The sequence below is a fragment of the Thalassobacter sp. HA4-2 genome (genome assembly GCF_055693705.1).
This window is the reverse complement of the sequence record NZ_JBVFUK010000001.1, coordinates 1,359,607-1,370,448: the sequence shown is the minus strand read 5'-3', so window position 1 is coordinate 1,370,448 and position 10,842 is coordinate 1,359,607. Positions and strand designations below refer to the sequence as shown.

Genomic DNA, 10,842 nt, shown 5'->3' with positions numbered 1-10,842 from the left:
ATGAGATCCCTGATGCGCACCACCATCCTTGCAGTCGGCCTCGCCCTTGGCGCGATGGCCCCTGTTCAGGCTCAGACCGCCACTGCTTTGCTGGTTGCAGATCGCGTGGATGTTGTTCCTGCCACGCAAATCCTGCGCGCCAGTGGCAACGTCGAGGTCTTCTACAATGGCCTGCAAATGCGGGCCCGCGCCATCACCTACGACCGCGTCGCGGATACGTTGCAGGTCACGGGCCCTATCACCCTGACCGATCCGGACGGAACGGTGATCTTCGCGGACTACGCAGAGCTGTCGCCGGACCTGCAAGCCGGGCTGCTGCGCGGGGCGCGGTTGGTTCTAGAGCAGGAATTGCAGATCGCCGCGACCGAGATCACCCGGTCCGAGGATGGCCGCTACACCCAGTTGTACCAGACCGTGGCGTCGTCCTGCACTGTCTGCGCGGCCAACCCCGTGCCGGTCTGGCAAATCCGCGCCAACCGCGTGATCCACGACACCGAGGAACGCCAGTTGTACTTCGAGGGTGCGCAGGTCCGTGTCATGGGCGTGCCCTTGGCCTACGCCCCGCGTCTGCGCCTGCCCGACCCCAGCGTGGAGCGGGCCACCGGGGTCCTGACCCCAGAGTTCATTTCAAACGATCAGCTGGGCATCGGGGTGAAAGTGCCGTATTTCATCGCCCTTAGCCCCCACAAGGACCTGCTGGTCACGCCCTACATTGCCACCGGCGGCACCCAGTCCGTTGCCCTGCGCTACCGCCAAGCGTTTACCAACGGCAACATCACTTTTGAGGGTGCGATTTCGAACGACAAGCTGACGAGCCGCAATTGGCGCGGCTATGTGTTTGGCAACGGGGCCTTTGACGTGGGCCGCGACTATACGCTTTCGTTTGATCTGCAAACGACGTCCGACAACGACTATCTTCGGACCTACGCAGTGGATGATGCGGACCGTTTGCAAAGCCGCATTGCCCTGACCCGCGTCGACCGTGATCGCTTTACCGAGGCCGAGGTGATCGGTTTCCAATCCCTGCGCGAGGCGGACGAGAACCGCTTTCTGCCGACCATCATGGCCACCGTGGGCACCACCCACAGATTTGAACCCGCAGCCATCGGCGGGATCGCGACCGCCAAGTTGGAGGCAAACAGCTACTATCGTCCCGGAGAGCGTTTTGGCTCCACCGACCCGCGGGATGTCAGCCGCATCACAGGGCAGTTGAACTGGCGGCGCGAACAGATCTGGGCGTCAGGCCTGATCACAGGGATCGAGGCAGAGGCGGCCTTGGACACATACTTCGTGGAAAACCAGCAGCGGATCACCCGGTTTACCCCCTACGTGGGCCTGGATGCCCGCCTGCCCCTGAGCCGCACAGATGAAAACGGTGTAACCCACGTGATTGAGCCCATGGCGCAGCTGACCTTCGTGCGTGACACCGACCTCACGGTGCCCAATGAGGATTCGATCTCTGTCGCGTTTGACGAAGGCAACCTGTTCAGCTTTACGCGGTTTCCCGGGCGCGACGTGCAGGAACAGGGCGACCGGCTGAACCTGGGCCTGACCTACACGCGCATTTCGCCCACGGGATGGCAAGGCAGCCTCAGTTTGGGGCGCGTGATCCGGCGCAAGGATTTCAACCAGTTCAACCCCGGCAGCGGTCTGGATGGCAACGCATCGGACTGGCTGGCCTCCGTCTCGTTCGAGAACCAAAGTGGCCTGTCTGTCCTCAGCCGGGCTGTCTTCGACGACCAGTTCACCTTCGCACGCTCCGAAACCCTGCTGGGATATTCCAACGGCACGTTGGACCTGCTGACCGGCTACAGCTGGCTGCAAGCGGATCCTGCCGGGGGGCGGCCCATCGACACCAGCGAATGGACCCTGGACGCCCAGTACGACTTTGAGAACGACTGGACGGCACGGGTTGACTGGCGCTATGATTTCAACACCAACGACGCCAGCAGCGCGGGCCTTGGCCTCAGCTACTGGTCCGATTGCGTGCGTGTGGATTTAGACGTTGAACGCCGCTTTACCAGCACGGCCACGCTCGAACCTGCGACAACCTTCGGATTGACGGTTGCGCTGGCGGGCATTGGGGCCGACAACACAGGACGACGCGGCAAGTCTGTGGCTTGCGGCTTTTGACCAAGGATCTACGGGTGGAACATATCACCATGACAGTCAAACACCGGATCATCGCGGCCGCCAAGGTCCTGAGCCTGGCAATTCCCTTGGCCCTGAGCGGCCCGCTGGCTACCCCAGAGGCACAGGCGCAGGGCAATCCTTTCGCCACTCAGGTGACGGTCAATGGCATTGGCATCAACCGGTTTCAAATTGATCAACGATTTGCCTTTTTGACCTTGCTGCGCGCGCCGGGCACATCGCAAGACAGTGTCACCGAGACCATGATCTCCGAGACTTTGCAGGTCCAAGCCGCCCGCAACGCCGGGGTTACCGTATCACCGGAGGAATTGGACGCTGCAATGGTTCAGTTTGCGGGCCGGGCCAATCTGGAACCCGATGCCTTCATCGCTGCCATCGAACAAAACGGTGTGGCGGCCGAAACCTTCCGCGATTTTGTGCGCAACGGCCTGTATTGGCGTGGACTGGTCCGACAGCGCTTTGCCGCACGCGCGCAGATCACCCCGGCCGAAGTGGATCGCGCGCTTGCTCTGACCGCCACCCAAGGCTCTGCCCGTGTTCTGATGTCCGAAATTGCGATCCCAATTGATCCAGAAGATCCAACAGCCGCCCCGGCCCTTGCCGAACGCCTGTCCGCCAGCATCGACAGTGCGGCAGAGTTCGCCGCTGCCGCGCGCCGGTATTCCCGCGCGTCCACAGCGCCCCGGGGCGGTCGACTGGACTGGGTGCCCCTGTCCAATCTGCCACCCCAGATCACCTCTGCCATTCTGACCCTCGCCCCCGGAGAGACGTCCGAGCCTGTGAACATGGGCGCCTTCATCGCTCTGTTCCAACTGCGCGACCTGGAAGAGTTGGCCCCCACGGCCCCTGCCACACTCGCAATCGAATATGCCGAAATCGCCCTGCCCGATGCAGCCGCCGCCGCGCGCCTGCGCGATGCAGTCGACACCTGCGATGACCTCTACGGTACGGCGCAAAACCTGCCGCCCGAGGCCTTTATCCGCGAGGCCCGCGCCGCAAACGACATGCCCGGTGATCTTGCCATGGAATTGGCCAAGCTGGACGACAACGAAGTCTCGACTGCGCTCACCGGTCCCGCAGGCTTTGTGCGTTTCATCATGCTGTGTGGCCGCACGACCGAATTCGAGGAAGGCGCCCGCGCGCAAGTGCGCGAGCGGTTGTTCCAGCAGCGGATCGGAGGCTACGCCGAGGGCTACCTGCAGGAATTGCGCGCAGACGCCATCATCGAAACGCTGGAATGACACGCCCCCTTGTCTTGACCTGCGGCGAGCCCGCCGGCATCGGCCCAGAGGTGGTAGCCCGCGCCTACGACCCCGCTGGCCCCGTCGTATTGGCCCTTGGCAACCCGGATCACTTCGCACACTACGGCCCAGTACAGGTCGTAGACAGCCCCGCACAGGCCGCCGCAGCCATGGCGCAGGGCCTGCCGGTTCTGCCCATGGACGTGACCGGACCTGCGCGCCCCGGACAGCCCGACGCCGCCCAAGCGCAAGGGATCATTGACGTCATCGCCCGCGCTGTCGCCCTGACACAGTCGGGCGAATGTGCCGGGGTGGTTACAGCACCGATCCACAAAAAGGCCCTGCAAGACGGAGCGGGCTTTGCCTATCCCGGTCATACCGAATACCTCGCGGCACTGGCAGGCGATGTGCAGGTCGTCATGATGCTGGCCAGCGATGCCCTGCGCGTCGTGCCCGCAACCATTCACATTGCGCTGTCAGAGGTTCCACGGGCCCTGACTTCCGCCCTGCTGTCCCAAGTAATCGAGACCACACATGCGGGCCTGCAATCGGCCTTCGGCATCCAGAACCCGCGCATCGCCGTGGCGGGCCTGAACCCCCATGCGGGCGAAGGCGGCGCCATGGGCCGGGAGGAGCTGGACTGGATCGCAGACCTCATCGCGGGCTACGGTCAGCGCGGACTTACCATCACCGGCCCCCACTCCGCCGATACGATGTTCCACGCGGCCGCCCGCACCCGTTATGACGCGGCGATCTGCATGTACCACGACCAAGCCCTGATCCCCATCAAAACGCTAGACTTCGACCGGGGCGTCAACGTCACCCTCGGCTTACCCTTTGTGCGCACCTCCCCGGACCATGGCACGGCCTTTGATATCGCGGGCACGGGGCGCGCCAACCCCACCTCCATGAAAGCCGCCATCGACATGGCCGCCGACATGGTCGCGCGGCGCGGCTGATGGCACAGATCGACGACCTGCCCCCCTGCGTGACGTAATCGCAACCCACGGACTGTCGGCGCGCAAGGCGTTGGGGCAGAACTTTCTGCTGGACCTGAACCTGACCTCGCGGATTGCGCGGATCGCGGGCGACCTGTCCGGCGCGGATGTGCTGGAGGTCGGCCCCGGCCCCGGCGGCCTGACCCGGGGCCTGCTGGCCGAAGGCGCACGCCGGGTGTTGGCCGTGGAAAAGGACCCTCGCTGCCTGCCCGCCTTGGCCGAGATTGGCGCGAAGTACCCCGGCCGGTTGCAGGTGATTGAGGGCGACGCCCTGGATATCGACCCGCTGGCCCACCTGACCCCGCCGATCAAGATCGCCGCCAACCTGCCCTACAATGTGGGCACCGAACTGCTGGTGCGTTGGCTGACGCCGCCCGCGTGGCCCCCCGTGTGGGACAGCCTGACCCTGATGTTTCAGCGCGAGGTGGCGGAAAGGATCGTGGCCGCCCCCGGCTCCAAAACCTACGGGCGGCTGGCGATCCTGTCCCAGTGGCGGTGCGAGGCGCATATCGCCCTGTCCCTGCCGCCCGAGGCGTTTTCCCCACCGCCCAAGGTCCATTCCGCTGTGGTGCACCTGCGCGCGCGGACCGAACCTAGATACCCAGCGGACGCGGCAACCCTGTCGCGCGTCGTGGCCCAGGCCTTCAACCAGCGGCGCAAGATGCTGCGCGCGGCCCTTAAGGGCGCAGCCCCCGACATTGAGGACCGCATTCTGGCTGCCGGTCTGAAACCCACGGACCGCGCGGAACAAGTCCCGCTGGAAGGGTTTTGTGCCCTGGCCCGCGAGATCGCCAAGTGAAGCGGTTGCGCAAACTGTGGCTGGCCCTTGCCACCCTGATGTTTGCCACCGCCGCCCTGTTCTACGTGACCTTCACCCCGGTTCTTGCCACCCTGTGCCCCGGTTGCTTCGGCCTCAGCCCCATTGCGCCGGGCATCCTGACCGACACCCCGGCCCTCGCCCTGCGCCTCGCCCTGCCCGGCATGGTCGCCCGCGGACGCGCGGATATCGAGGCGCTGTTTGGCCCCGGCACAACGAACACGACCGTCATCCTGTGTCTGACGGAACCCTGCAACGCGCGTCTGGGGATCAATGGGGCATACGGCATCACCTATGGGACATGGGTGGTACAGCTTGCGCCCCGGGGCGTGGACCCGATCATCCTGCGCCACGAGTTGGTGCACGTCGCCCGTGCCCATACCCTGCCCTGGCCCGGCCGGACCCAGACTTGGCGCGAGGAAGGATTGGCCGAATGGATCGCCAAGGGCCCGGTCCCCGTGCGCGACTGCCCCGCCACCGGCCCCTATCCCGAAACGCCGCTGGCGTGGTTCCGACAGGCGCGGCACACATCCAACCTCTACCTTCTGGCCCACTGCCGCATCTCGCGCGAGGTAGAGGCGTTTGGTCTGGCCGCAACCTTGACCAAATAAGCGCCGCGCCCTTGTTCTTTGGGCCCCATCTACCCTGCGCCGGAGGCTTCCGCCTTCACAACAAAAGAAGACGCGGAAAACAAAAACCCGCAATACCAAGGGCATCACGGGCTTTCTTGAACAATCACCGCAGCTTTATTCGGCGGCAGAAGGTTCCTGTGGGGCCGCTTCGCCGTCGGACTTGCCATCCTCGCCCTTGGGGGCTTTTGCCCGGGTGCGCGTGCGCGGGGCACGTTTGGCCTTGGGCTTGGGGGCAGGCTCGGACGGGGTATCGCTGGCCTCTTTCGCCTCGGGCGTTTCCACAAGGCCGCTGTCTTCGGCCTCCGCCACATCAGGCTGCTGCGCGCCCTCGGCGGGGCCGTCTTGACGCTGTTGCCGCTTTTCGTTCTGTTGCTGCTGGCGTTCGCGCTGTTGCGCTTCCTGACGTTCGCGGTGGGCCTCTTGCTCCTTCATCGCAGCGGCCAGAAGGCGGGTGTAATGTTCTGCGTGTTGTTGGAAGTTCTCGGTGGCGACCCGATCGCCGGCCAGTTGCGCATCGCGGGCCAATTGGTTGTATTTCTCGATGACCTGTTGGGGGGTGCCGCGCACCTTCCCCTCGGGGCCAGAGCTGTCAAAGACGCGATTGACGACGTTGCCGACCTGACCTTGGCGGTTGCGGTTCTTGTTCCGCGAACGGGATTTGGATGATCTCATAGGTGTGTTCTGTTCCAGCAAGCGAGGCGGGCTGTTTTTTGTCCTGTTGCGCGTCTTGCGCGAAGGGCCCGATTGTCCTGACATCGGTCGCGGGAGCCAATGGTCCGCGCGCGACCTGTCTCCAATAACCACGCAAACCCTGCGTATTCAAGCGTAAAGTGGTGAAAAATCTATATTCCTAGCCCAAGGCCAAGGGGGCCGCGCGCCCTGTGACCACCCGGTCCTTGCCCGCCATGTCCTGGATCACGCGCACATCGTCCAACCCAGCCGCCTGCATCAGGGCCGCCACAGCCGCCCCCTGATCGTGCCCGACCTCGAACACCAAGCGCCCCGCGCTGGTCAGGTGCCGGGGCAAGTCGCGGCACAGGGTGCGGTAAGGCTCCACCCCGTCCGGCCCCGGGGACAGGGCCAAGTGCGGTTCGTGGTCGCGCACTTCGGGGGTCAGCGTCTCCAGCACTGCAGCGTCGATATAGGGCGGGTTGCAGACGATCAAATCAAAGGCGCCGGTCATGCCGTCTGCCCAATCCGCCACGCGCAGTTCCAGACGGTCGGCCACCCCGTGGCGCGCGGCGTTGCGGGTGGCCACATCCAGCGCGTCCCGGCTGATGTCCGTGGCGAGCCCCCGCGCGCCGCGCGCCTCGGCCAGCAGGGTTACGGCGATACAGCCCGTGCCCGTGCCAAGGTCCCAGACCGTGTCAAACGGGTCCGCTAAAGCCGCCGCGATCAGGGTTTCGGTGTCCGCGCGGGGGGCCAAGGTGGCAGAGGTCACCTCGAAGGTGCGGCCCCAGAACACCACTTCGCCCAAGATATGAGACACCGGCACACGGGCGGCGCGACGGGCAATCATCCAGTCCAGATGATCCATCGCCCCCTGTTCTGCGGCAACTGGCTCCGACAGGCGCGCCATGAATTGCGCGGACGTAAAGCGCAGGGCGGCCTGGATCAACAGGCGGGCGTCACGCTCCGCCTCGGCACTAGGCAGGGCAGACAGGGCGGCCCGGCCGCGCAGCCATAGCGCACGCAGCGTCTGCGCCACCGCGCTAGCCCTCCATCTCTGCCAATTGGCGCGCTTGGGCATCGGCGGTCAGGGCATCAATCACCTCGTCCAGATCACCGCCAAGGATGGCATCCAGCTTGTACAGGGTCAGGTTGATCCGGTGATCCGAAATCCGTCCCTGAGGAAAGTTGTAGGTCCGGATGCGTTCGGACCGGTCGCCACTGCCCACCTGCGCCTTGCGGTCGGCAGAGCGTTCGGAATGCAGGCGCTCCCGCTCGGCCTCGTAAAGACGAGCACGCAGGACCTGCATGGCGATCTCGCGGTTGCGGTGCTGGGACTTCTCGGAACTGGTGACAACGATGCCTGATGGCAGGTGCGTGATGCGCACGGCGGAATCGGTCGTGTTCACATGCTGCCCGCCGGACCCAGACGCGCGCATGGTGTCGATGCGGATATCCGTGGCGGGGATGTCGATATCCACCGCCTCTGCTTCGGGCAGAACGGCCACGGTCGCAGCGGAGGTATGGATGCGCCCACCGGATTCGGTGGTCGGGACGCGCTGCACCCGGTGCACCCCACTTTCGTATTTCAGCCGGGCAAAGACGTTTTCCCCCACGATCCGGGCGGTGACTTCCTTGACGCCGCCCAGTTCGGTCCACTGGTTTTCGATCATCTCGACCTGCCAGCCGTTCCGTTCGGCATAGCGTTGGTACATGGCGAACAAATCGCCAGCGAACAGGGCCGCCTCGTCGCCACCCGTCCCGGGGCGGATTTCCATAATGGCCGGTTTGGCGTCGGCCGCATCCTTGGGCAACAGGGCCAGCCGCAGGTGGTGTTCTGCATCGGGCAGCGCCGCGCGCAGCTCCGGCAACTCCGCCTCGGCCAGTTCGGCCATTTCGGGGTCGGACAGCATCGCCTCTGCCTCGTCGATGTCTTGCAACAGCCGGGTGTATGCGGCGACCTGTTCGGCCACGGGTTTGACCTCGGAGTACTCGCGCGTCAGGTCGGCGATTTCGGAGGCGTCGGGGCCCGCATTCAGCCGCGCTTCGAGATACTCGAACCGCGTCGTGATCTGGGCAAGGGTTTCCATCGGGATCATGGGCGTGGCTTGTCCGATTGGGGCGGTCGGGTCAAGGGCGACCTAAAGGCCAAGCCCCGCGATCCAGCGTTCCACCCGGGCCTGATTGACCCCAAGGTCGGAGTGTCCGTAGCGCGAGCGGCTGTAGATCTGCATCTCTGCCCCTGCGTCGGTGTCAGTGATCGTGACCGAGATCATGTCCGGGTATCCCATCAATTGCGACCGCTGCACGTAAGTGACGAACCCCTCTGCGCTGCTGCCTGCAAGGACAACCGTGCGCGCCTCGTCCGCCACGACTTCGTCCAGGCGGGCGGCCAGATCGGCGGCGCTGACCCCTTCGGCCACCAAGGGCGCGCGGTCGCCGCCCGGGGCCACGAGGTAGTCGTTGGGCTTGCCCGTCCGCTCTGCCCCGTCCGGGCGAACGTGGTAAGTGGCCGTGTCAATGGGCGCGATCCTGATCCAAAGGTCGGCGATCATCACAAGGGCCAGAAGGGCGATGGCAATCCGTATCAGCATGGGGGCGTCCTTTGTCTGCGTAGCCTCTTAGATAACATGGGCGGCGCGGGATACGAGGGGTAGCGGCTATTTCACCCACAGGATTTGCAGGTCCGCCACGTTTGTCCCGGTGGCAGGGATACGCAGCAGGTCCCCCGCCTGCGCCAGCGCGGCGTAGCTGTCGTTGTTGTCCAGCAGAGCCTGCGCGTCTGCAATCCGCCCCCAGGTGCCCCCGTCCACAAGGCCCCCTGCTGCATCCGTTGGACCGTCGCGCCCATCGGTGCCGCCGGACAGAAACACAAACGCGCGCCCCGCCAAGGCCTGTGCCACCCGCAAGGCCAGTTCCTGGTTGCGCCCCCCGCCCGGTGCCGCGCAGGCGCACAGTCATCTCGCCGCCCCACAGAGACAGGCCGGGACCTTGGTTTGCGCGGGCGGTCACGCGGGCGGCGGCATCGGCCACGTCACCCTCCAGCGGGACGGGATCGACCCAAGCCTGCGGGGCCGCCCGGGCCATGGCCGCAACGGACAGGCCATTCGATCCAACCATCGCGATGGGGCCTTGGGGCGGTGTCGCCTGCGCCTCGTCCCCGGACAGGATGTGGCGGACAGCTTCGGGCACGCGGTCCCAGAGCGGGGCCAGGATCGCGCGCGCCGTTGCCCGGTCCCCCAGTGGCGCTGCCGTGGGGCCAGAGGCGACGGCGCGCGGGTCATCCCCCACCACATCCGACAGAACCAAAGTCACCACCTGCGCCGGTGCCGCCGCGCGCAGCAACCCGCCGCCCTTGGTCCGGCTCAGGGCTTGGCGCACGGTGTTCATCGCTACGATGTCGAGCCCCGCGGCCAAGAGCAGTTCGTTCACAGCAATTTTGTCGGACAGGGTGATCCCATCGACCGGGGCCACCATCAACGCCGACCCCCCGCCCGAGATCAGCGCCAGCACCCGGTCTTGCGGGCCGAGCGCCTCGAGGGCGGCCAGCACCGCCTGCCCCGCCGCCGCCGAAGTGTCATCGGGCACCGGGTGTTGGCCCGTCATCACCCGTGCCCCGGGCACAGGGCGCGCGTTTTCAGGGTTGGTAACGATCAGGCAGGGCACACCCGGATGCGCGGCCAAAGCGGCTTCGGCCATGGCGCAGGCCGCCTTGCCAATGGCCACGATAAAGGTCGGGGGCGGCACATCCGCGATATGCCGGGCGACGGCTTGCCCCGGATCAGCGGCCGCCACGCCTGCCATAAAGATGTTGGTAATGGTTTCGCGGTCCATGACGCCCCCTTGATTTGGGGACAGTCTATGGTGCGGGTGAAGGGACTTGAACCCCCACGCCTTGGGGCGCCAGACCCTTTATCTGGCGTCAAACTAGACTTTCGAAAGCGAGCCTGCGCTGCTGCTGGTACTTCTGCCGAGGCGCGGCCAAAACTTCTTGCGCTCCTCAATCCCAAGACGGGTCATATGCGCGACGACCGCCAAGTTGATTGACCCCGTTTTGCCGGGTATCTTCGAAGATGAACGACAGGCACCGGTAAAACGAAACAAAGTGCGGGGTTGTCATCAAAGTACCAAAGGCCGGAATGAAATGAACAGGCGGGTTGCGCCCCCGAAAAAAAACCTTTCAATTGCCTCAAATTGAGAGGTTTTTTGAAATGGGCTCGCACCATCACACGTTTTTGGCGCGTTGCTTGTCAATCGACATCGAAGTCGATCCCAAATCGGCAAAAGTGTTTGGTCTTGCCGCCGTTCGCTTGGGCGATGCGGCAATCCTGAAG

Annotated in this window: 9 protein-coding genes and 1 pseudogene; 5 read left to right on the top strand and 5 right to left on the bottom strand. The window is 65.1% G+C overall.

The annotated features are described in order from the left end of the window. The 5 genes and pseudogenes from ACZ1G0_RS06975 to ACZ1G0_RS06955 all read left to right on the top strand — a co-directional run bounded on the left by ACZ1G0_RS06975 (position 1) and on the right by ACZ1G0_RS06955 (position 5,818). Positions 1-2,133, top strand: a complete 2,133-nt coding sequence (locus ACZ1G0_RS06975) for an LPS-assembly protein LptD (protein WP_472736283.1) — start codon at positions 1-3, stop codon at positions 2,131-2,133. Between the two features lie 29 nt (positions 2,134-2,162). Next, on the top strand, positions 2,163-3,392 hold the full coding sequence (locus ACZ1G0_RS06970; protein WP_472736282.1) for a peptidylprolyl isomerase: 1,230 nt from the start codon (positions 2,163-2,165) through the stop codon (positions 3,390-3,392). Beyond that, positions 3,389-4,351, top strand: coding sequence for a 4-hydroxythreonine-4-phosphate dehydrogenase PdxA (pdxA, locus tag ACZ1G0_RS06965; protein ID WP_472736281.1), 963 nt, complete (start codon positions 3,389-3,391; stop codon positions 4,349-4,351). The genes ACZ1G0_RS06970 and pdxA overlap by 4 nt, the downstream gene beginning before the upstream one ends. Then, a pseudogene (gene rsmA, locus ACZ1G0_RS06960) lies at positions 4,351-5,189 on the top strand (16S rRNA (adenine(1518)-N(6)/adenine(1519)-N(6))-dimethyltransferase RsmA). The gene pdxA and the pseudogene rsmA overlap by 1 nt, the downstream one beginning before the upstream one ends. Continuing rightward, entirely contained in the window at positions 5,186-5,818 is a 633-nt protein-coding gene (locus ACZ1G0_RS06955) for a hypothetical protein (RefSeq protein WP_472736280.1), read from the top strand. The pseudogene rsmA and the gene ACZ1G0_RS06955 overlap by 4 nt, the downstream one beginning before the upstream one ends. Positions 5,819-5,953: 135 nt before the next feature. On the opposite strand, the gene ACZ1G0_RS06950 is transcribed toward ACZ1G0_RS06955, so the two are convergent. The 5 genes from ACZ1G0_RS06950 to ACZ1G0_RS06930 all read right to left on the bottom strand — a co-directional run bounded on the left by ACZ1G0_RS06950 (position 5,954) and on the right by ACZ1G0_RS06930 (position 10,342). After that, the gene (locus tag ACZ1G0_RS06950; RefSeq protein WP_472736279.1) at positions 5,954-6,511 is read right to left on the bottom strand and encodes a DUF4167 domain-containing protein; all 558 of its coding nucleotides are present in this window, start codon (positions 6,509-6,511) and stop codon (positions 5,954-5,956) included. 178 nt (positions 6,512-6,689) lie between these two features. After that, on the bottom strand, positions 6,690-7,547 hold the full coding sequence (prmC, locus tag ACZ1G0_RS06945) for a peptide chain release factor N(5)-glutamine methyltransferase (protein ID WP_472736278.1): 858 nt from the start codon (positions 7,545-7,547) through the stop codon (positions 6,690-6,692). A gap of 4 nt (positions 7,548-7,551) precedes the next feature. Next, the gene (prfA, locus tag ACZ1G0_RS06940) at positions 7,552-8,607 is read right to left on the bottom strand and encodes a peptide chain release factor 1 (RefSeq protein WP_472736277.1); all 1,056 of its coding nucleotides are present in this window, start codon (positions 8,605-8,607) and stop codon (positions 7,552-7,554) included. 42 nt (positions 8,608-8,649) lie between these two features. Further along, entirely contained in the window at positions 8,650-9,102 is a 453-nt protein-coding gene (locus tag ACZ1G0_RS06935; RefSeq protein ID WP_472736276.1) for a DUF1499 domain-containing protein, read from the bottom strand. Next, positions 9,026-10,342, bottom strand: coding sequence for a DUF4147 domain-containing protein (locus ACZ1G0_RS06930; protein ID WP_472736275.1), 1,317 nt, complete (start codon positions 10,340-10,342; stop codon positions 9,026-9,028). Before ACZ1G0_RS06930 ends, ACZ1G0_RS06935 begins: the two co-directional genes overlap by 77 nt. Between the last annotated feature and the right edge of the window lie 500 nt (positions 10,343-10,842).

Excerpts from the sequence above, each read along its gene's own strand:
- prfA (WP_472736277.1), bottom strand. The coding sequence starts at position 8,607 with ATGATCCCGATGGAAACCCTTGCCCAGATCACGACGCGGTTCGAGTAT.
- ACZ1G0_RS06975 (WP_472736283.1), top strand. The coding sequence starts at position 1 with ATGAGATCCCTGATGCGCACCACCATCCTTGCAGTCGGCCTCGCCCTT.
- ACZ1G0_RS06970 (WP_472736282.1), top strand. The coding sequence starts at position 2,163 with ATGACAGTCAAACACCGGATCATCGCGGCCGCCAAGGTCCTGAGCCTG.
- ACZ1G0_RS06950 (WP_472736279.1), bottom strand. The coding sequence starts at position 6,511 with ATGAGATCATCCAAATCCCGTTCGCGGAACAAGAACCGCAACCGCCAA.
- pdxA (WP_472736281.1), top strand. The coding sequence starts at position 3,389 with ATGACACGCCCCCTTGTCTTGACCTGCGGCGAGCCCGCCGGCATCGGC.
- ACZ1G0_RS06930 (WP_472736275.1), bottom strand. The coding sequence starts at position 10,342 with ATGGACCGCGAAACCATTACCAACATCTTTATGGCAGGCGTGGCGGCC.
- ACZ1G0_RS06935 (WP_472736276.1), bottom strand. The coding sequence starts at position 9,102 with ATGCTGATACGGATTGCCATCGCCCTTCTGGCCCTTGTGATGATCGCC.